The organism is Rhizobium leguminosarum bv. trifolii WSM2297 (genome assembly GCF_000271845.1).
The window spans coordinates 1,712,883-1,732,031 of record NZ_JH719393.1 but is presented as its reverse complement, the minus strand read 5'-3'; the positions used below and the strand labels follow the sequence as shown (position 1 = coordinate 1,732,031).

Below are 19,149 nucleotides of genomic sequence, written 5' to 3'. Positions count from 1 at the left end.
GAAAGTGCCAAGCGGTTTCCCGTGCGAAATTGCGTAAAACAAAAGGCTAGAGCGAGCGGCTTGAGCCCGGCTCTCACCGGTCGATCGTTGCAACGGAGCCGCGCACGACAAGGCGCGTGGTAACGCGCAGCCGTTCGACGGCAAGAGGGATGCGTTCGATCCGAGCAACGAGTCGTTCTCCCGCGAGTTTGCCAAGCTCATAGACGCGCTGGTCAACGATTGTGATCGGTGGAACGGTGACGCTGGTCCAGTCGGCGTCCAGAAAAGAAATCATCGAGATATCCCGGGGTATCGACAGGCCCAGCGTTTGCAGCGACTTGAAAATGCGCAGACCCACCAGACTGTCGGATGCCATCAGCGCCGACGGCGGCGATGTCTCTGAGAGCAAGCGTTTAATCACCGCATCCGTCTGCTGCTGGTTCGTGGCGCCGAGCCTGATAAAATGAAGAGGGTTCGGCGAACCCGCCTCGGTCAGGACGGTCACGAAGCCTTCAACTCGTTCGCGCACGGCGGAATTTGAGATCCGTCCGATATCGGTGAGCCCGCCGTCCTCGGCGTCCATGGCGGAGACATAGGCGAGGCGGCGATGTCCTTGATCGATGAGGTACCGGGTCGCGGTGATCGCCGCGTCACGGTCATCCCCCGTCACGGCGTCGACATCAAGTTCCGGGATGGCCCGGTCGAACAGAACCAGTGGCACGCCGGCGCGGCGGACGTGCTGCAGGTGATCGAGGCGGTCGCAGCGTGCCGGCGTGACGATCAGGCCATCGACGCGCTTGCCTATCAGAAGGTCGACGGCGGATCTTTCGGCATCAAGCTGTTCCCCCGAATTGGCGATGATGACGTTGAAGCCCGCGAGGCGGGCCGCATCGCTGATGCCGCGCACCGCCAAGCTGAAGAATGCGTTCTCGATATCGCCGACAACCACGCCGATGATGCCGGACCGTCCGGTGCTCATGCTGCGGGCGAGTTCGTTTGGACGGTATTCGAGCGCAGTTGCGGCGGCCATGACCTGGTCTGTGATCTTGGCGCTGACCACGCCGTAGCCGCCGAGCACGCGGGCGGCCGTCGCCTTTGAGACTTTTGCGGCCTTCGCGACGTCGGCGACCGTGACTGACCGTTTCTGATTGGCGGAATCTTCCATGCGTTGAGGACTACAAGAGTTGTTGACGACCGGTCAATTGACAGATATCAAATATGTTGTGAGACCGGTCTCTTTACAGGGGAGACCGGTATCTTGTACTCAAAGCCCCGCCGCGGCCACGCGGTGGGCAGGGCAGCAAGGCGTGCCGATAAGAGCATTTCCTTTCAGAGCGGAGAACGAAGATGAAGCTTTTTGAATTTGCGGCCACCCTCGCTCGATTGTGGGCCGGCGTATTGACGTGCCTTCTTGCGTTGGGGGCAGGTTCCGCGGCCGCGGCCGACAATCCCTATAACCTCATCCAACCCGGTGTGATCAGCGTCGGCACGATGGGTGATGCCAAGCCTTATACGTTCGCGACGGCAGACGGCCAGTTCACGGGTTTCGATATCGAGCTGTTTCTCAACGTCGTCTCCCGCCTTGGTTTCCCCAAAGATAAGGTGACGTTCACCGGCCAGGAATTTTCGGCACTGTTGCCGTCGGTGGCAAACGAACGGTTCGACGTTGCCGTTGCGGCGATCGGTACCACCGAACCCCGCAAGAAGACCGTCGACTTTTCCGACGGCTATCTTGCCGGTTATCTCTCGGTCTTGACCGCCGATGCCGGCATCAAGGATGCCGGTGGCCTCAAGGGCAAGCGTCTCGGCGTCGTGCAAGGGACGTTGCAGGAAATCTATGCGGCCAAGAATTTCGGTGAAACCGATCTCGTAAAATTTCCCGACAACAATTCCGCCGTGGCCGCCCTCAACAACCAAACGGTCGATGCGCATTTTCTCGACTACGAGGCCGCCAAACAATATGGCGAGCGTTATCCTGCGTTGAAGATTGCGGTAAACATCCCGTCCTTCGATGCGCCGGCGGGCTTTGTGATCCGGAAGGGAAATGATGCCTTACGCACGGCTTTAAACGGCGCCCTTCACGATGCGATGCAGGACGGCACCTGGAAGACCCTTTATGAAAAGTGGTTCCCAGGCTCGCCGATGCCGGACCAGTATCTTCCCAAGAAGTGAGGCCGCAAGCCGGCCGCCCTTAGCGGCCGGCTGACCTCCGCGGCGCCATGCCCGGCACGGGGTTTAATGGGGATATCGATGGACTGGCTTGAAAATCTGCGCCGCAGCTTCCTGGATTGGGACGCCATGGCGGAAGTGCTGCCGAGCATGATTAGCGTAGGCCTGAAGAACACCCTGATCCTGGCTGCCGCCTCGACCGTACTCGGCGTCGTCATCGGCATGGTTCTTGCTGTGATGGGCATCTCGCAGTCCCGCTGGCTGCGGTTGCCGGCGCGCATCTACACCGATGTCTTTCGCGGGTTGCCGGCGATCGTCACGATCCTGATCATCGGTCAGGGTTTTGCCCGGATCGGGCGGGAGTTCTTCGGTCCGTCGCCGTTCCCGCTCGGCATCCTGGCGCTCAGTCTGATCGCCGGCGCCTATATCGGCGAAATCTTCCGATCGGGCATCCAAAGCGTCGAGCGCGGTCAGATGGAAGCCTGCCGGGCGCTCAGCATGAGCTACGGGCAGGGCATGCGCCTGATCGTCATCCCGCAAGGCATCCGGCGCGTTCTGCCGGCGCTGGTCAATCAATTCATAGGAAACGTCAAGGATTCGAGCCTCGTTTATTTCCTGGGATTGCTTGCCTCCGAGCGGGAGATCTTCCGCGTCGGTCAGGATCAAGCCGTCGTCACCGGCAATCTGTCGCCCTTGTTGCTGGCCGGCGTCTTCTATCTCGTCATCACAGTGCCGCTCACCCACTTCGTAAACTACGTCGACGCGAGACTGCGCCTGGGAAAACAAGGCCGCGGCTCGGGTGTTGCGAGCGGATTGGTCGAGGTGAGCGAGCTGCAAACCGCTGTCGGCCGGCAGCCCGCGACCAAATCTGTCGCGGAGACGGAACCGCGCTTCAAGGGCGGCGCTCTGAATATCCGTGGCCTCAGCATGGCCTATGGCGATCTGGACGTGCTGAAGGGTGTCGATCTCGACATCGCCGCCGGTACTGTCACCTGTATCATTGGCCCCTCCGGCTCGGGAAAATCGACGCTGCTGCGGGGCATAAACAGGCTGGTGGAACCGAAAGGCGGCGACATCCTGCTCGATGGCGAAAGCATTCTGGCCATGAAAGCGGAGCGGTTGCGCCGGCGCGTGGGGATGGTGTTCCAGCACTTCAACCTGTTTCCCGATCACACCGCGCTTGAGAACGTCATGCTTTCACTGACGGAGATCAAGAAGTTGCCGAAGCAGGAGGCGCGGCGCATCGCCGAGGCGCGTTTGGCCGAGGTCGGTCTTGCAGAGCGCAGGGATCATCGCCCGGCAGGTCTGTCGGGCGGGCAGCAGCAGCGTGTCGCCATCGCGCGTGCGCTCGCCATGGATCCGGAGGTCATCCTGTTCGACGAAGTGACGAGTGCGCTCGATCCCGAACTGGTAAAGGGCGTTCTCGACCTGATGGCGGCTCTCGGCCGCCAGGGCATGACGATGGCAGTGGTGACGCATGAGATGGGGTTTGCGCGCAGGGCGGCCGACCAGGTCGTCTTCATGGATGAGGGCCGCATCGTCGAAGCCGGCTGCCCGGAGCAAATATTTGACAACCCCAAAAGCGAGCGGCTGAAGCGCTTCCTTGCGGAAGTCCTCTGAAATGCCTGAGGCTACGCAGAGTGCAGCCCCGGTCGTCTTTAGGCCGGGTGCGCCGAATTTCGTTCGATCAAGCAAGAGCAAGGAAACAAGGTTATCGACATGAACGCTTCCACCAAACCCTCAAAGGTCGTCGTCATCGGTGGCGGAATCTTTGGCGTCTCGACGGCCGTTCATCTGGCGCGGCTCGGAATTCGCACCCTGCTGATCAATGACGGCCCTCTGGCCAACGGCGCCTCCGGCCGGTCGCTCGCCTGGCTCAACTCGGCGCGCAAACGCTCCGATGCCTACCACCGGCTGCGTTTGGCCGGCATGGATCGCTATCGCACTCTGGCCGCTGGACATCCCGATGCGCCGTGGCTCCGCTTCGATGGTGGCCTGACATGGGATGCGGACGATGCCGACAACGAGATCGCCGAGGTCTTCGACTATGAGCGCGATCTCGGCTATCACGCGCAATGGGTCGCTCCGGAAAAGATTGCCGCGGTCACGCCGGGCGTCGATGCGAGTGCCGTGACGCCGCAAGGCGCGATCTTCAACCCTGGCGAGGGCTGGGTCGATCTTCCTTCCTTGATCGCCATGCTCGCGGAAGAGTTCCGGGCGCTCGGTGGTGAGATCGTCACGGATGTCGAGCGCGCGACGGTTGATATCGAAGGCGGGCGGGTCCGTGGCGTGATAACGGCGGATGGCAAGCGCCGCGATGCGGATGCTGTGCTTCTCGCTGCGGGCGGCGACGTCCCGGCAATCGTCGCCGAAGCCGGCCTGCATATCGACGATGCAACGCCGGTCGCTCTTCTCGTCCGGACCAAGCCGATCCGTCATCCGCTGAAAGCCGTGCTCAACACACCTCGCGTCGCCATCCGGCGGACGCCCGCCGGCGGCTTCGCGCTCGACTCCGCCTGGTCCGAGGAGGAGGTCGGCGTGAAGCCCGACGGCAGCTATGAAGTCAGGCAATCGACGCTGGAGAGGCTGCTGCGCGAGGCTTCGAAGGTGCTCGAAGGCAATCCGACGCTGGAGATCGAAGATTATCGGGTCGGCCCGAAGCCCATTCCGGGTGACGGCGAACCGGTCTTCGGCGAACTGCCGTCCATTCCGGGTTATTTCGTCGCCTTCAGTCATAGCGGCGCCACCCTCGGCCTGATTGCCGGCGAATTGCTGGCGGACGAGATCGGCACCGGACGCCGCCATCCGTTGCTGGCGGAGTTTCGGCCGGAGCGTTTCGGCGCGTCGCGACGATGACGGCCCTGGCGGGAGCGGAGGTCCGACCCGGCGCCGTTTTGAACGGAGGGCGGCGGCCGATGCATCCTTCTGAGCCGTCGAGCGTTCTATCGCCAGGGAATAACTGGAGATGCATTATGTTCAAGGACGAACTCGGGGACATCGGCACAAATAAGGATATGGGCGACAATGCCGGTACCGCACCGGCTGCCTTCGAAGAGGCGAACGCCAATCCTGATCTCATCAGACGTGAGGGCTTCGCGAGCGAGGCCGACTATCGGGCGTATCTTACGACACTCGGCGGTCATGTTCCTGTTGAAGGCATCATCGAGGATGACCTCCTGGTCTCCGATGATCCTGCCCTGGAAGGCCGTCTGCGAGACCTAAGAGAAGAACTCGAAAACCTCCGTGCTCGCCTTCATGTGATCCAACGTCAGGCGGCGACTGTCGTTGCGGAGAACCTCCGGTGGGCAGATGCCAGCGCTCATGCGCAGCTTGGCACTCAGCCCTGGCTTAAGCTGGCAGGCGCAATGGCAGTAACATTCGTGGCCACCAAAGCCGTCAGGCAGCTTCCTTTGGGGACTTTGACGACGACGGCGATGCCCTTGGTCGTTGCTGCCATGAATCGGAAGTTCGTCAGAAGATGACGCCGGAGGCGCGGCGGTCTCGGACAAAGTGCTTTGTTCGTTAATTCGGTTCGGCCAATCAGGTCTACAATCGTTTTGAAGCGGGCGCCATGTTCTCGCCGAAGTATTAGTGACATCTTATATCCGCAAGGGAGATGAACATGCCTGGACATGACGACCGCTATGTCGAGATTACCACCCGTCTTCGCTCGGTAAGGTCGTTCTGCGAGTTCCTCTCGCAGGGCGGAACCGTCCGCGTCGCCTTGTCGGACGGCGCGCCCTATAAGGATGTGACCGCCGTTCTCCTAGAACGGAACCGCAAAGAGGCCGAAGCACTCGACCGCGTAAGGCGGCAGCTCTACCCGGATCTTGTGGATGAAGAGGTGGCGCCGCCGCTCTACAGTCGTCACTGACGCGTGCCGCGCATTGTGAGCAGGCGACATAATTGGAACTGGTCGATCGGCGGGGGCAGCGTCGTCGTTTCGTCGGCAAGTTTCCTCGTCGCCGCGCCCGTTTCCTCGGCCGTGCCGCGTTCTGCCCCGTCATCTGATCGGTCCGGCTGACGGAGGTGGTCAACGTCGTTTTCCACCGCATGCAGGGTAGCTGTTCGCAAGCGACGGGGCGATCAGGCAAAGCCGATTTCCGCAACGAGCGGTAGGTGGTCCGAGGCGACCCGCGCCAACCGGTTTTCGAGCACCACCGCCCCATGAACGACGAGATCGCCAGTGACGAAGATGTGGTCGAGGCGCATCAGCGGGTAGCGGGCGGGAAAGGTTGCTCTCGGCCGCGCATTGCCTGCGAGCTGGGCGTCCTTCAACGATCGCGCGGCAAGTCGGTAAGTCGCCGACGACGGAATGGCGTTAAAGTCGCCGCAAAGAATGGTGGGAAGAGGTTCGTCCGCCGTCCCGTGCAGCCAGCCCGAATTCAATAGCGTCGTCATCTGCCGCATGCGCTCGCGGCCGCGAAGACCGAGGTGGGTGTTGACGACCAGCAGTTTTCTGTCGCCGACCAGGATTTCGACTGAAAGGGCGCCGCGCTGCTCGCCGATGGAGGGCAGCGGGCCGGCCTTGACCGCGCCCGTCGGCAAGGCGGTGATGATCGCATCGCCATACTGCTCCTCGGCAACCGATAGCGCCGGATGAAAATGGGCCTGCATCTTGAGAAGCGAGGCAATCATATGGGCCTGGTCGATGCCGCCGGTCCTGCGCCTGAGCACGTCGACCTCCTGAAGAGCGATGATGTCGGCTTGCGCCTCGGCGATGACCGAAGCGATGCGCCCGGGATCGAGCTTACGATCGCTGCCGATGCAGCTGTGGACGTTATAGGTCAGGAGTTTGATTGATTTTTCCGCCATGGGATCCGCTGAAACTCGTCCCTGGGGACATCCATCTCGTTCCCGGGGGAACACAAAACTCGTTTGATCGTTCCAGATCATCGACCTACCGCGCTCGCACTTCTGAGGACAATCGATGAGCTTGAAAAGCATGATCTGGAATGGACTGCTCGTTGCCGCCCTCTGTTTTGCGGTCTTTCTTCTCTATCGCATCTTTGAACAGTACAGCCTCGATCAGATCGTCCAATCGGTTCGCAGCATACCGCTTTCAAGCTTCTGTACAGCGCTTCTCTTTGCTGCGGCATCCTATCTGTGTCTTGGCTGTTTTGATCTGCTGGCGATCCGTTCGCTCGGCAAATCCTTGCCTTATCCTAGAATTGCGTTGGCTTCGTTCATCAGCCTGTCGCTCGGCCACAATATCGGTTTTGCCGGGCTAAGCAGCGGTGCCTTCCGCTACCGTTTCTATTCGCGCTGGGGGCTGACGACCGAGGACGTGGCGAAGATCATCCTGTTCTGCGGCGTCACCGTCGGGCTCGGGCTGGTGACGTTGGGCGGACTTGCTTTGATCGTCAATCCGAGTGATGCCGGGCGCCTGCTGCGGCTTGATCGGGCCAGTGTGCGCATCTTCGGCTTTCTGGCGCTCATTGTGCCGGTCGTCTATCTCGGGCTGACGTTTTTCATCCGCGGCAAGTTGAGGCTTTGGCGCTGGTCGTTTCAGTTGCCGCGATTTTCGATTGCCGTCGCGCAGGTCGCGATCGGGACGATCAACTTCATGCTCGTTTCCGCCTGCCTGCACCAGATGCTCTCGGCCTTCGGCGACGTCGCCTTCTTCAGGTCGGTGACGGCGTACGTGTTGGCCAATTCGGCAATTCTCGCAACCCATGTTCCAGGTGGGCTCGGCGTGCTCGAGGCGACCGTTTCCTATGCTGTTCCGCAGGAAGCCTCGATCGGCGCGCTGATCGCGTTTCGCTGCGCCTATTTCTTCATTCCATTGGCGCTCGGCACGACGCTTCTCCTCATCAGTGAGATCGTCTTTCGACGATCACGCAGGACGGACGAGGAGGCGGACGAGGGCGCCGAGGCCCAGTCGGCGTAGGGCCAAGAAAGGCCGGGCCGGGTCGAAGATCCCGGTGCCTCTGACCGGGGAGATACTGCCGGAAAGCTCGACGGCGAATTCTCTCAGACCTTGACTGCCATCATTCAGCGCGTCGATCCCTTGGATCAGCGAGCCGCTTTGCGCGTAAGCCGCTGCAAAGGTCTCGGTACCTGTTCCGAGATATTCGGCCAGCAGGCGATTGCGCAGCTCGGCGACCGCGCGGCGGTGCTCGTCTGTTTCAGACGCGAATAGTATATCGCATTCCGAATCAAGACCTTCGGAGCGATTGTTGAGATTGGAGGAGCCGATGCGCACCAGCTCATCGTCGGCGATCATCAGTTTCGAATGGATGAGCACCTCGACCTCGTCTACCGTCGCCGGCACAGTCTGTCCGGGCACCGCCTGTCCGGCCACTGTCGGCCCGGGCACGACGGGAAAATAGACCCGCAGCCGGTTCGCGCGATCGGCCCGTTTGAGAAGGCGGATGACGCGGTCGCGATTGCCGCCCATGACAAGCTTCTCGATCAGCCCGTGAGAGCTGCGCGTGCAGATGATCACAACCTCGGGGCCGGCTTCTTCCTGTAGGCGCGCGGCAATAGCGTCGGCGACGCGGAAGGAAGCGAGATATTGTGCCTCGATATAGAGCAGGCGTCGTGCTCGGGAGATAATGTCCAATGTCGAGGCGATCCCGTCGCTGATGCCGGCGCGCAAGGTCGTTGACGGTTCCGTCAGCACGAAGCTCACTGGGATTTCCCGCAGCGAAACGGCGAGATCGTCCGGCCAGGAAAAGGATGCTCGCTCGGCAAATGGCAGGTGCTTTTCGCCGGTGGCTGCCTCCCAGCGCCGCCTGGCGATATCGCCGATCAGCCGGGCGGCGTCGCCCGTGACCATCGCTTGAACGTCATGCAGCGGATCGTAGGAAACGCCCTCGGGGTCACGCCGGAGTCTGTCTCTGGCACGATGGCGCTTTGTGTCCCATCGCCGCGAGGTCAGGTCAATGCCGCCGATGAAGGCGACGGCGTCGTCGACGCAGACGAGTTTCTGATGGTGGCAGCCGCGAACGGGACCTTGAAGATCGAAGCGCAGGTCGATCCTGGCATTCCGCGGGAAGGTCTTCTTGCGAAGCACCTGCAGCGATTTTTCGGAATAGACCGGCCCGAGCGCCCAGATGAGAATGCGTATTTCGAGCTCGGGATTGGCCGCTGCGAGCCCATGCAACAGGTCTGCCAAAGTCTCGTCGGATTTATCCGGTTCCAAGGGGATGTCGGGATTGAAATCCCAGCCGATGATCCAGATCGTGCGCCGTGCCTGCCGCAGCGTCCGCGAAACTTCGGTGAAATATCGGTTGCCGTTGATCAGGAAAGCCGCCTTCTCGGCGTTGCCGTCCAGGCGCAAAGCGCTGTTATTCTGATTTTCGTGGCCGTCCGGCCGTTGCGATTTTGCCTGGGTTAGGCTCGGGTGATTGAAGACGGTCTCGATTGCGGTCATGATTGCCTCGGCTTCTAGCTGCGAAAACAAACGCCTGGAATATTTTTGGGTTCCGTGCGGCGCTGGAAGGGGCGGCCGGGCTATCTTCCCGGTGATGGAAAGCGTGAGGAAACGAGATGTCACAACGAGCAGGCAGCGCCGATCTTCCCCTTCATGGGGGACGTGTGCCGCATTGGCTCGGCGACCGGATGACGCGGCTGGGAGCCCTGATCACCGAAGCGATCGTGCACCACTACGGCCGCGACGAATTCCTGCGCAGGCTTGCCCACCCTTTCTGGTTCCAGTCCTTCGGTGCGGTCATGGGCATGGACTGGCATTCCTCCGGCATTACTACAAGCGTTCTCGGCGCGTTGAAGCGCGGGCTGAAACCGCGCGCCGGCGAGCTCGGCCTGCATGTCTGCGGCGGCCGCGGCGCACATTCACGCAAGACCCCGCAGGAGCTCGTCTCGATCGGCGAGCGCGTCGGCCTCGACGGCGAAGGCCTGGCGACGACGAGCCGCCTCATCGCCAAGGTCGACAGCGCTGCCCTTCAAGATGGGTTCGATCTTTATCTGCACGGCTTCATCGTCGCCGATGACGGCCATTGGGTGGTGGTGCAGCAAGGCATGAACGGCGACAGGCGGCAGGCCCGGCGCTATCACTGGCTGTCGGAAGGGCTGGAGAGTTTTGTCGACTCGCCGCATGCGGCTATCGAGGGCAGGAGCCAGGGTACGATCGTCAATCTGGCCGACCGGCGCGCCGAGCGATCGCGGCGTGGCCAGCTCGACCTGCTGGCAACGCTCGGCCCCGACCGGATCATACGCGAGGCTGCCGCGCTGCTGCGTGTCGAGCAGCCGGCGCCAGAACCCGCCGCACAGCCGATGCTGCCGCATCTGATCATGCCGGCCCACCACGACGTGCGCGAAAGCGATGTCAACATGCGGCGCCTGCATGGAAATCTTGCCGCCGCTGCCGACCGCGGGCCGGCGGATTTCGAAGAGCTGCTGCTGGTTCCCGGTGTCGGCGCCCGCACGGTGGAGGCGCTGGCCATGGTGGCCGAAGTCGTCCACGGCGCGCCCTGCCGCTTTTCCGATCCGGCACGCTTCTCGATCGCCCATGGCGGCAAGGACCGCCATCCTTTTCCGGTGCCACTCAAGGTCTATGACGAGACGATCGGGGTGATGAAATCGGCGGTGCAGAAGGGCAAGCTTGGTCGGGAGGAGGAACTGCAGGCGCTCAAGCGCCTGGATGACCAATCCCGGCAGATGGAACGCTACGTCACCGGTCCCGACCTCAAAGAAATCATCGCCGGCGAATTTCGCCAATCCGCCGAATTCGGCGGTCGCAGCGTCTTCGGCTGGGAGCCGCCGGGTGAGAATTAGATGATACCGAAAGCTCTTCAATCCAGCGGTGAAGGTACACCCTCGCGGATCGCTTTCGAAAAATCCTCGGAGCCGTCGGCACCTTTTGCCCGAGCGGCGATATGCGCCGCCGCCTTCAGCTCCTCGAACGGCAGCTTCGTGTCGAGCGCATTCCGGTCATAGGCGAATTGCGGAAGGTAGCCGTTCACGATCAGCCGCCAATCGAATGGAAATGTGGCGCCGACGGCCCGCATCATTTTGGCGGCAGTGGTGGTGCAGTTGGTGGTGAGCGAGTTGTAGAAGTGCGGGTGTTCGGCGAGCGCGTTTGCATCGCTGACATATTGCAGGAGAAGCCTTGCGGCATTGGCCGGCGGAACACGCATGCGAAAGAGCTGGACGTCCTCGCCGCGGATGTTGGACCGGACACGAACGACATCGCCTTCGTCGGCCGCAATGATGACCAGGGGATTGCTTTTGAAGAGGTCACCGAGTGGAGAGAATTTACCCCCAGCCGTTCTCCGCACCTCGATCGACCATGCCAGGTATTGGTCGTCGTCAAAACTGAAGCTCAGGATCATGTGCGCCATCTCCGGCCCTGCCCAATAGGACATGAACAGGTCAAGGCTCTTGAGTTTGCTCAGATCGTAGGCGCGCGGCTCCCATTTCTCCACGAAACTGCCATCGTTATTCCAGTCAAAATTTCTGACGTCGGTCAGCGTCAGGATGTCGCCGTCGACCGTTCCCGTCACCTGCCTTGCGACGTCTCCGGCCCAGTTGGCCGTGACAGGAGGCTCGATCGAGCTCCACCACGCGACGATGCCTGCAAAGCATAGGACGAAAGAAAGGATAACGACGAGGCGCGGCCTCCAGATCAACGAAATTACGGCGACAACGCCAAGCAGTGCGAGGCCTGCTGCGGCGCCCCCTCTTATCGCAGGGGAAGCCGGCAGACGGTAGAACAGTGCGAAGGAGGCCCAGATGGTCGCCAGCAGCATCGCTAGGCCGAAGGCTGCCTTGGCAAGCCGAAACATGATGCGAACCCCTCGCGGCCGCGCGCGGCCCGCAGATCTTGGCGCGCTGCCGCTGTCGTTGAAACTCATGACGCCTTCCCATCCTTGTTGAAGGTCAATCGATGATTTCGATGTTCCAGACGTGTGCCGAAGGCCCGAAAAAGCGTCCTGATCTGGAGACACATTGTCGACGCTCGAGAGGGCCTTGCTCCCATGACGGGCGGCAAGCAATCTGTCTTGAAGTGACGATGCTTGTCCAGTCCGTATCGGACAAACGCCGGCAAGGTACGCTGCCTACAGGCCTTCAATGGCCGTCGGGCGGGACCGCTTCGGCGGGAACCGTCTCTTTCAGGTTCTTCCGGTGGAAGATGAAGAGGCCGGCAAAGACGATGATTGCAGCGCCGACGACAATCTGCATATCGGGAATATCGTTGAAGAAGATGTAGCCCAGCACGATCGCCCAGAGCAGCAGCGTATATTGCAGCGGCGCCAGCAGCGATGCCGGGGCGAGCTTCAGCGAACGGGTGATCAACAGATGCGCGCAGGTGGCGACGACGCCGAGCAGCAGCATGCCGGACCAATCGATCAGCGTTGCCGCCTGCCAATGGCCGATGCTGAGCACGATGCCGGTGGCAAGAGCGGCGACCGTCTGCCATGTCACCAGCGTCGTGTCGCTGGTCGAGCGCAGATAACGGCTCATCACCAGCGACAGAGCGAAGGCAAGGCTGCCGGCAAGGCCGAAGAGCGACGGAAGCGACAGCATCGCCGTAGACGGACGCAGCGCAATGACGACGCCCGCGAAGCCGACCAGAACGGCGAGCCACCGGCGCCAGCCGATCTTTTCCCCAAGAAAGAAATGCGAGAGCGCCGCGATGTAGATCGGCCCGGCCATATAGAAGGTCATAACGTCGGCGAGCGGCAGATAGGCGACGGCCGCGTAGAACAGGGCGACATCGCAGGTCGCCATGAAAACGCGTATGAACTGGAGGCCCTTCTGCTCGACGCGGAACAGAGCCATCGGACCTTGCCTTGCGATCATGGGTCCGAGCACGATGAAAGCGCCGACCGAGCGGATCACCAGCACCTGCCCGACGGCAAAGCTTGCGACCAGCCACTTGCCCATCGCATCGTTCAGCGCAAAGAGCAGATCGCCGAGCAGCATCAGCGCGACACCTGTCATGATCAGGTTTCCGGCGTGGGCTGCAGCCGCCTTGGTCTTCATCTCTCGAATCCTCGCGAAAACGGCCGCGCATTGCGCGGCCGAGTGCGGCTTCGGCCTTAACGCTGCCAATGTCAATGGTCAGTCAAAAGCTCTTGCCCTCAAATCCTTGAGGCGTGTCGCTCAACAAAAGTTCATCTGTTTGCCATGCTTGCGACCAGATCGCTAAATCTTTCACCCTGGATGCCGACATGCGTCCTGAGCAGACGGCGGGCTTCATCTCCATCTCCGGCAAAAATAGCATCGACGATGGCGGAATGTTCTAAGAACGAGGTCGACAGGCGGTTTCGCACGCGCAGCTGGAGGCGGCGGTAGGGGCGCAGGCGTCGATGCAATTGCACGCATTGCTCCTCGAGGAAATCGCTTCGGCCGGCTGCGTAGATAGCCTTATGAAACTCCTCATTATCGTAATAATAGGCATCGCTGTCACCGGCGCCGGCCGATTGTTGGCAGCGGGCATGGGCCGCCGCAATCGCTACCCGGGAGGCCTCGTCCAGCCGTCGTGCGGCGAGCGACCCGGCCAGGCCCTCCAGCTCGGCCATTACCTCGAACATCTCGTAGACGCGGTGCGGTCCCGGATCGATGACAACAGCGCCTCTGCGCGGCCGAATTTCGATGAGGCCGATCGCATCCAGTTGCATCAGCGCCTCGCGCACCGGTGTGCGGGAGACTCCGAACCGCGTCGCGAGCACCATCTCATCGAGCCGCTCACCGGGCGAGAACTCGTTGGAAAGAATTGAGTTTTCAATCTCATCCCGCAGCCATCGGCCGACATTCTCGGACATTCGTTCGCTTCCTTCATACATAAGCGCCATTCTTGTATACACGATTGTTGACCTTGTGTGCAAAAAATGACACTTTACATACTGCCGGCGAAACCCGGCGATGGGAAGCGGCCGTCTGCGCGCGCACGCAGGTCCATCAGCAGAGAGGAGAAATGGCATGTCCGAGGCTTCCTTCTTTACCGATATGCTGCAAAGCATCACGGACCGCGGACGCCAGCTTCTGTTTTCCGGCTCTCGCGCCACCCAGGTCGCAGCCAAGGCCGATCTCCAGACGCTCTGCGAAATGCTGCTATCGAGCCGGGGCGAAGCGTCGGGGATGGCTCTTGCGGCCGAGATTCTCGATCGCTGGGAGGCGCTCGACAGCGACAGCGCGCGGGCTTTCCTCCAAATGCTTCATGAAAAGTTCGGGGCCGACACCGCCAAGCTCGACCAGACGATTGAAAATTACCGCACGGACAAAAGCTCCGCCGCGGTCATTGCTCTCCACCAGGCAGCCGAGCCAAGGCGGCAGGAGCTTCTGCGGCGATTAAATCACGCACCGAACGGCACTGCCAAGCTCGTCCGGATGCGTCAGCAACTGCTTGCTTCGAAAGATCATTCCGCCGGTTATCACGCCCTTGACGCCGACTTCACGCATCTGTTCGGCTCCTGGTTCAATCGTGGCTTCCTGACGCTGCGACCGATCGACTGGTCGACGCCGGCTTCCATTCTTGAAAAGATCATAAAATATGAGGCGGTGCACGAGATCTCCGGCTGGGAGGAGTTGCGCCGTCGTTTGGCACCGGCCGACCGCCGATGCTTTGCCTTCTTCCACCCCCGGCTCGCCGATGAGCCGCTCGTCTTCGTCGAGGTGGCGCTCACACGATCCGTGCCCAGCGCGATCGTAGATGTACTCGACGAGGGCAGGGAGCAGATCAATGCCGACGAAGCGACGACGGCTGTCTTCTATTCGATCTCCAACTGCCAGGATGGCTTGCGCGGCATCTCGTTCGGCAACTTCCTGATCAAGCAGGTCGTGGAAGACCTGCGCAAAGATCTGCCCGGCCTGAAGAATTTCGTCACCCTGTCGCCCGTTCCAGGCTTTACCCGTTGGCTTGCCAAAGCACGCGCTTCGACCGACGACCGGTTGCTGCCGGAAGCGGCCCGCAAAACGCTGATGCTGCTGGACGATCCGAACTGGCCGGACAACGAAGATATGGCAACCGAAGTGGAGCGGGTGCTGCTCCCCCTTGCGGCACGCTACTTCCTGATCGAACGGACGCCGGAGGGCCGCCCCGTCGATCCTGTCGCCCGCTTCCATCTCGGCAACGGCGCCCGACTTGAAAGACTGAATTTTCTGGGCGATCGCTCACCCAAGGCGATGCAGCAGGCTCACGGCCTGATGGTCAATTACCTCTACAAGCTCGACGACATCGTGGCCAACCACGAGGCTCTGGCGCAGCGCGGCGAAGTGATTGCCTCGCCCGCCGTCAAAGGCTTGCTCAACCAGAACGACGACAGCCGCCGCGGCGGCAATGGCCAACAGGGCTCCCGGCCATTCGCACAAATGGTGAATTCAACGCTTGGAGGAGGGCGAAAGTGAGCAACCATCTTTTCGACGCCATGCGGGCCGCCGCGCCCGGTGACGCACCGTTCATCCGCGATAGCGCGCGCACATGGACCTACAATGACGCATTCCCTCTTTCCGGCCGCATCGCCAGCGCCATGGACGCGCTCGGCATTCGCCCGGGCGATCGAGTGGCGGTGCAGGTCGAGAAAAGCGCCGAGGCATTGATCCTCTATCTCGCCTGTCTTCGCAGCGGCGCGGTCTACCTGCCGCTCAACACCGCCTATACGCTAGCTGAACTCGATTATTTTATTGGCGATGCCGAGCCGCGTTTGGTGGTTGTCGCGCCGGCTGCCCGAGAGGGCGTGGAGACGGTCGCGAAATCGCACGGTGCGATCGTCGAAACGCTCGACACCGACGGCAGCGGCTCGTTGCTTGATCTCGCACGCGATGAGCCGGCAGACTTTGTCGATGCCTCGCGCTCTGCCGATGATCTGGCGGCCATCCTCTATACGTCGGGAACGACGGGACGCTCCAAGGGGGCGATGCTCACGCATGGGAACCTGCTGTCGAACGCCTTGACCTTGCGAGACTATTGGCGCGTCACGGCCGACGATCGACTGATCCACGCCTTGCCGATCTTTCACACGCATGGTCTTTTCGTCGCCACCAACGTCACACTGCTCGCCGGCGCCTCGATGTTCCTGTTGTCGAAGTTCGACGCCGACGAGGTCGTTTCACTAATGCCGCGGGCAACGATGCTGATGGGCGTGCCGACCTTCTACGTGCGTCTTCTGCAAAGCCCGCGCCTCGACAAAGAGGCGGTCGCCAATATCCGCCTGTTCATTTCCGGTTCGGCTCCCCTGCTTGCCGAAACACATAGCGAGTTTCAGGCGCGCACCGGTCACGCGATCCTTGAGCGCTACGGCATGACGGAAACCAACATGAACACTTCGAACCCCTATGACGGCAAACGGATTGCCGGAACGGTCGGCTTTCCGCTGCCTGATGTGACGGTGCGTGTAACCGACCCCGCCACGGGGTTCGAGCTGCCGCCTGAACAAACCGGCATGATCGAGATCAAAGGGCCGAACGTCTTCAAGGGCTATTGGCGGATGCCGGAAAAGACCGCGGCCGAATTCACCGCCGACGGTTTCTTCATCAGCGGCGATCTCGGCAAGATCGACCGGGAAGGTTATGTCCACATCGTCGGCCGCGGCAAGGATCTGGTGATTTCGGGCGGTTACAACATCTATCCGAAAGAGGTCGAAAGCGAGATCGACCAGATCGAAGGTGTGGTCGAGAGCGCCGTGATCGGCGTGCCGCATCCCGATTTCGGAGAAGGTGTTACCGCCGTCGTCGTGCGCAAGCCCGGCGCCGTCCTGGATGAAAATTCCATCGTCAGCGCCCTCCAGGACCGTCTTGCCCGCTTCAAACAACCCAAGCGCGTTATCTTCGCCGAGGACTTGCCGCGCAACACCATGGGTAAGGTTCAGAAAAACATCCTGCGGCAGCAATACGCCGATCTTTATACCAGGACGTAAGGCGACCGCGCCCTCTGGGAGGGGGGTCGTCGCATCCTGCATCAATCTTGAAAACAACAGCTACGGCGCCGGCGGCGTCGGAGGGAGGGGAATCATGGGTATTGAATTACTATCCATAGGACTGCTGGTCGCCATGTTTATCGTTGCGACGATCCAGCCAATCAACATGGGCGCATTGGCATTTGCCGGAGCCTTCATACTCGGCTCCATCATCATCGGGATGAAAACCAGCGACATTTTCGCCGGCTTTCCAAGCGACCTGTTCCTGACGCTCGTCGCCGTCACCTATCTTTTCGCCATAGCGCAGATCAACGGCACGATCGACTGGCTCGTCGAATGTGCCGTCCGCCTGGTGCGCGGCCGGATTGCCTTGATTCCCTGGGTGATGTTCCTCGTCGCCGCTGTGATTACCGGTTTCGGCGCTCTTGGCCCGGCTGCGGTCGCCATCCTTGCGCCCGTCGCGTTGAGCTTTGCAGTGCAGTACCGCATTCACCCTGTCATGATGGGCCTGATGGTGATTCACGGAGCGCAGGCGGGCGGCTTTTCGCCGATCAGCATCTACGGCGGCATCACCAACCAGATCGTCGAGAAGGCCGGCCTGCCTTTCGCTCCGACGTCGTTGTTCCTCTCCAGCTTCTTCTTCAACCTGGCGATCGCCGTGCTGGTTTTTTTCCTTTTTGGTGGCGCCAAAGTGATGAAGCAAGACGCCGCTTCGATCGGCCCGTTGCCCGAACTGCATCCCGAGGGCGTATCGGCGTCGATCAGAGGCCATGGCGGCACGCCCGCAAAACCGATCAGGGACCACGCCTACGGTACGGCGGCCGATACCGCGACGACGTTGCGCCTGAACAATGAAAGAATTACCACCTTGATTGGCCTGACGGCGCTCGGCATCGGCGCCCTGGTTTTCAAGTTCAACGTCGGCCTCGTCGCAATGACTGTGGCCGTCGTTCTCGCACTATTGTCGCCGAAGGCTCAGAAGGCTGCGATCGACAAGGTCAGCTGGTCGACCGTGCTGTTGATCGCCGGCATCATCACCTATGTCGGCGTGATGGAAAAAGCCGGGACGGTCGACTATGTGGCGCACGGTATATCCAGTCTCGGCATGCCGCTGCTGGTGGCGCTTCTGCTTTGCTTTACGGGTGCAATCGTCTCGGCCTTTGCGTCGTCGACCGCGCTGCTTGGCGCGATTATCCCTCTCGCCGTTCCGTTCCTGTTGCAAGGACACATCAGCGCCGTCGGCGTGGTCGCCGCGATCGCAATCTCGACCACGATCGTCGACACCAGTCCGTTTTCCACCAATGGCGCCCTTGTCGTCGCCAATGCGCCGGATGACAAGCGAGACCAGGTGCTGCGACAGTTGCTGATCTACAGCGCCCTGATCGCGATCATCGGACCAATCATTGCCTGGCTGGTGTTCGTCGTGCCTGGCCTGGTCTGACGGCCGCCTGCTGGCTCCAACAAACCTGTGTCGAGCCCTGTTCGGCACCGTCGCTGTGCTGCGATTGCGATGAGCAACGAGTGACCCTGATCGCGGTGAAGATCGTTCATTCGGCCCCCTGAGATTCCTGGGGCACGTCAGACCAAAGTCCGATGCTGGAACGCGCGCGCGCAGATGACGTTGAGCGGATAGCCGAAAAAGTTGAGGAGATGTCGATGCGCCGCGATTTTTGGGACCAGCCCGTTGAGGTCATCATTGGAGATGGGGACCACCTTAAGAGTATCCGCAACAGCAGGGACGCGCTCGCCTATCTCATGACCTCTTGGCCGCCCGAGAAAGCGGCATCCTTCGCCGTCGCGAAGAGGATCTGCACGGACGCCGTCGATGGGCGAGCGGATTCATCCGCGGCTGCTTTGGCATTCAAAGCTGCGGCGGAAGAAGCCGGCATCCTCCGTTAGCTCGCGCCTGCCGACTGCGCAGCCATGGCGGAATGCAAGTTTAGGCTCGCAACGACCGGTCGCCTTCTTGGCGGGGCCGGCATGCTCGCACCTGTAAGATGGGCAGCGACACGATGGCGGTTGTCGATTCGCGATTACGAGTGAATGGGCTGGCGAAGCTGCGGGTCGTCGATGCCTCATCATGCCGACGATCGTCTTCGGCAACACCAATTCGCCGGTGATGATCGCCGAGGAGGCGGTCGAGAGCATATCTATCAAAGGCGTAATAGCGCTTGGCGTC

The 19,149-nt window shown here is 61.2% G+C and carries 17 protein-coding genes and 1 pseudogene; 12 read left to right on the top strand and 6 right to left on the bottom strand.

The window, feature by feature from the left end:
* Positions 1–73 precede the first annotated feature (73 nt).
* Entirely contained in the window at positions 74–1,144 is a 1,071-nt protein-coding gene (locus tag RLEG4DRAFT_RS62410) for a LacI family DNA-binding transcriptional regulator (protein WP_003575995.1), read from the bottom strand.
* A gap of 182 nt (positions 1,145–1,326) precedes the next feature.
* Here RLEG4DRAFT_RS62410 and RLEG4DRAFT_RS62405 point away from each other — a divergent pair, with 182 nt between their 5' ends.
* From RLEG4DRAFT_RS62405 to RLEG4DRAFT_RS62385, 5 genes are all read left to right on the top strand, one after another.
* Complete coding sequence (locus RLEG4DRAFT_RS62405) at positions 1,327–2,151, top strand: ABC transporter substrate-binding protein (RefSeq protein WP_003575997.1); 825 nt, start codon at positions 1,327–1,329, stop codon at positions 2,149–2,151.
* Positions 2,152–2,229: 78 nt separating this feature from the next.
* A complete protein-coding gene (locus RLEG4DRAFT_RS62400; RefSeq protein WP_003576000.1) occupies positions 2,230–3,768 on the top strand; it encodes an amino acid ABC transporter permease/ATP-binding protein in 1,539 nt (512 codons plus the stop codon).
* Between the two features lie 99 nt (positions 3,769–3,867).
* Positions 3,868–5,004: an NAD(P)/FAD-dependent oxidoreductase gene (locus RLEG4DRAFT_RS62395; protein WP_003576002.1), complete on the top strand. Its 1,137-nt coding sequence runs from the start codon at positions 3,868–3,870 to the stop codon at positions 5,002–5,004.
* 116 nt (positions 5,005–5,120) lie between these two features.
* Positions 5,121–5,630, top strand: a complete 510-nt coding sequence (locus tag RLEG4DRAFT_RS62390; protein WP_003576003.1) for a hypothetical protein — start codon at positions 5,121–5,123, stop codon at positions 5,628–5,630.
* A 140-nt stretch (positions 5,631–5,770) separates the two neighbouring features.
* Entirely contained in the window at positions 5,771–6,022 is a 252-nt protein-coding gene (locus tag RLEG4DRAFT_RS62385; RefSeq protein WP_003576004.1) for a hypothetical protein, read from the top strand.
* Positions 6,023–6,234: 212 nt separating this feature from the next.
* Here RLEG4DRAFT_RS62385 and RLEG4DRAFT_RS62380 read toward each other — a convergent pair whose 3' ends face one another.
* Positions 6,235–6,963: an endonuclease/exonuclease/phosphatase family protein gene (locus tag RLEG4DRAFT_RS62380; RefSeq protein WP_003576005.1), complete on the bottom strand. Its 729-nt coding sequence runs from the start codon at positions 6,961–6,963 to the stop codon at positions 6,235–6,237.
* 115 nt (positions 6,964–7,078) lie between these two features.
* Here RLEG4DRAFT_RS62380 and RLEG4DRAFT_RS62375 point away from each other — a divergent pair, with 115 nt between their 5' ends.
* Positions 7,079–8,038 carry a lysylphosphatidylglycerol synthase domain-containing protein gene (locus RLEG4DRAFT_RS62375; protein ID WP_003576007.1) on the top strand — a complete coding sequence of 320 codons (960 nt, stop codon included), beginning with the start codon at positions 7,079–7,081 and terminating at the stop codon, positions 8,036–8,038.
* Here the strand turns inward: RLEG4DRAFT_RS62375 and RLEG4DRAFT_RS62370 are convergent.
* A complete protein-coding gene (locus tag RLEG4DRAFT_RS62370) occupies positions 7,985–9,526 on the bottom strand; it encodes a phospholipase D-like domain-containing protein (RefSeq protein ID WP_003576009.1) in 1,542 nt (513 codons plus the stop codon). The genes RLEG4DRAFT_RS62375 and RLEG4DRAFT_RS62370 overlap by 54 nt on opposite strands.
* A 116-nt stretch (positions 9,527–9,642) precedes the next feature.
* Here RLEG4DRAFT_RS62370 and RLEG4DRAFT_RS62365 point away from each other — a divergent pair, with 116 nt between their 5' ends.
* The gene (locus RLEG4DRAFT_RS62365) at positions 9,643–10,887 is read left to right on the top strand and encodes a DUF763 domain-containing protein (protein ID WP_003576011.1); all 1,245 of its coding nucleotides are present in this window, start codon (positions 9,643–9,645) and stop codon (positions 10,885–10,887) included.
* 17 nt (positions 10,888–10,904) lie between these two features.
* Here the strand turns inward: RLEG4DRAFT_RS62365 and RLEG4DRAFT_RS62360 are convergent, their stop codons facing one another.
* From RLEG4DRAFT_RS62360 to RLEG4DRAFT_RS62350, 3 genes are all read right to left on the bottom strand, one after another.
* Positions 10,905–11,897 carry an Lnb N-terminal periplasmic domain-containing protein gene (locus RLEG4DRAFT_RS62360; RefSeq protein WP_003576012.1) on the bottom strand — a complete coding sequence of 331 codons (993 nt, stop codon included), beginning with the start codon at positions 11,895–11,897 and terminating at the stop codon, positions 10,905–10,907.
* Positions 11,898–12,180: 283 nt separating this feature from the next.
* Positions 12,181–13,098 (bottom strand): DMT family transporter, encoded by a 918-nt coding sequence (locus tag RLEG4DRAFT_RS62355; protein WP_003576013.1) that lies wholly within the window; start codon positions 13,096–13,098, stop codon positions 12,181–12,183.
* Positions 13,099–13,229: 131 nt separating this feature from the next.
* Entirely contained in the window at positions 13,230–13,880 is a 651-nt protein-coding gene (locus tag RLEG4DRAFT_RS62350; RefSeq protein WP_003576015.1) for a GntR family transcriptional regulator, read from the bottom strand.
* Between the two features lie 157 nt (positions 13,881–14,037).
* On the opposite strand from RLEG4DRAFT_RS62350, the gene RLEG4DRAFT_RS62345 reads away from it, so the two are divergent.
* The 5 genes and pseudogenes from RLEG4DRAFT_RS62345 to RLEG4DRAFT_RS62325 all read left to right on the top strand — a co-directional run.
* The gene (locus tag RLEG4DRAFT_RS62345) at positions 14,038–15,462 is read left to right on the top strand and encodes a malonyl-CoA decarboxylase (RefSeq protein ID WP_003576016.1); all 1,425 of its coding nucleotides are present in this window, start codon (positions 14,038–14,040) and stop codon (positions 15,460–15,462) included.
* A complete protein-coding gene (locus RLEG4DRAFT_RS62340; protein WP_003576018.1) occupies positions 15,459–16,970 on the top strand; it encodes a malonate--CoA ligase in 1,512 nt (503 codons plus the stop codon). The genes RLEG4DRAFT_RS62345 and RLEG4DRAFT_RS62340 overlap by 4 nt, the downstream gene beginning before the upstream one ends.
* 94 nt (positions 16,971–17,064) lie before the next feature.
* Positions 17,065–18,411 (top strand): SLC13 family permease, encoded by a 1,347-nt coding sequence (locus RLEG4DRAFT_RS62335; RefSeq protein ID WP_003576019.1) that lies wholly within the window; start codon positions 17,065–17,067, stop codon positions 18,409–18,411.
* A gap of 152 nt (positions 18,412–18,563) precedes the next feature.
* Positions 18,564–18,869, top strand: coding sequence for a DUF982 domain-containing protein (locus tag RLEG4DRAFT_RS62330; RefSeq protein WP_245277933.1), 306 nt, complete (start codon positions 18,564–18,566; stop codon positions 18,867–18,869).
* 89 nt (positions 18,870–18,958) lie between these two features.
* Positions 18,959–19,134 (top strand): annotated as a pseudogene (locus RLEG4DRAFT_RS62325) (GMC oxidoreductase); the annotation flags it as partial.
* Between the last annotated feature and the right edge of the window lie 15 nt (positions 19,135–19,149).

What these genes read in the sequence shown, in the direction of transcription:
- RLEG4DRAFT_RS62330 (WP_245277933.1), top strand. Translation starts at nt 18,564, where the DNA reads ATGCTGGAACGCGCGCGCGCAGATGACGTTGAGCGGATAGCCGAAAAA.
- RLEG4DRAFT_RS62355 (WP_003576013.1), bottom strand. Translation starts at nt 13,098, where the DNA reads ATGAAGACCAAGGCGGCTGCAGCCCACGCCGGAAACCTGATCATGACA.
- RLEG4DRAFT_RS62375 (WP_003576007.1), top strand. Translation starts at nt 7,079, where the DNA reads ATGAGCTTGAAAAGCATGATCTGGAATGGACTGCTCGTTGCCGCCCTC.
- RLEG4DRAFT_RS62345 (WP_003576016.1), top strand. Translation starts at nt 14,038, where the DNA reads ATGTCCGAGGCTTCCTTCTTTACCGATATGCTGCAAAGCATCACGGAC.
- RLEG4DRAFT_RS62370 (WP_003576009.1), bottom strand. Translation starts at nt 9,526, where the DNA reads ATGACCGCAATCGAGACCGTCTTCAATCACCCGAGCCTAACCCAGGCA.
- RLEG4DRAFT_RS62400 (WP_003576000.1), top strand. Translation starts at nt 2,230, where the DNA reads ATGGACTGGCTTGAAAATCTGCGCCGCAGCTTCCTGGATTGGGACGCC.
- RLEG4DRAFT_RS62365 (WP_003576011.1), top strand. Translation starts at nt 9,643, where the DNA reads ATGTCACAACGAGCAGGCAGCGCCGATCTTCCCCTTCATGGGGGACGT.
- RLEG4DRAFT_RS62380 (WP_003576005.1), bottom strand. Translation starts at nt 6,963, where the DNA reads ATGGCGGAAAAATCAATCAAACTCCTGACCTATAACGTCCACAGCTGC.
- RLEG4DRAFT_RS62395 (WP_003576002.1), top strand. Translation starts at nt 3,868, where the DNA reads ATGAACGCTTCCACCAAACCCTCAAAGGTCGTCGTCATCGGTGGCGGA.
- RLEG4DRAFT_RS62350 (WP_003576015.1), bottom strand. Translation starts at nt 13,880, where the DNA reads ATGTCCGAGAATGTCGGCCGATGGCTGCGGGATGAGATTGAAAACTCA.
- RLEG4DRAFT_RS62390 (WP_003576003.1), top strand. Translation starts at nt 5,121, where the DNA reads ATGTTCAAGGACGAACTCGGGGACATCGGCACAAATAAGGATATGGGC.
- RLEG4DRAFT_RS62335 (WP_003576019.1), top strand. Translation starts at nt 17,065, where the DNA reads ATGGGTATTGAATTACTATCCATAGGACTGCTGGTCGCCATGTTTATC.
- RLEG4DRAFT_RS62360 (WP_003576012.1), bottom strand. Translation starts at nt 11,897, where the DNA reads ATGTTTCGGCTTGCCAAGGCAGCCTTCGGCCTAGCGATGCTGCTGGCG.
- RLEG4DRAFT_RS62410 (WP_003575995.1), bottom strand. Translation starts at nt 1,144, where the DNA reads ATGGAAGATTCCGCCAATCAGAAACGGTCAGTCACGGTCGCCGACGTC.
- RLEG4DRAFT_RS62385 (WP_003576004.1), top strand. Translation starts at nt 5,771, where the DNA reads ATGCCTGGACATGACGACCGCTATGTCGAGATTACCACCCGTCTTCGC.
- RLEG4DRAFT_RS62405 (WP_003575997.1), top strand. Translation starts at nt 1,327, where the DNA reads ATGAAGCTTTTTGAATTTGCGGCCACCCTCGCTCGATTGTGGGCCGGC.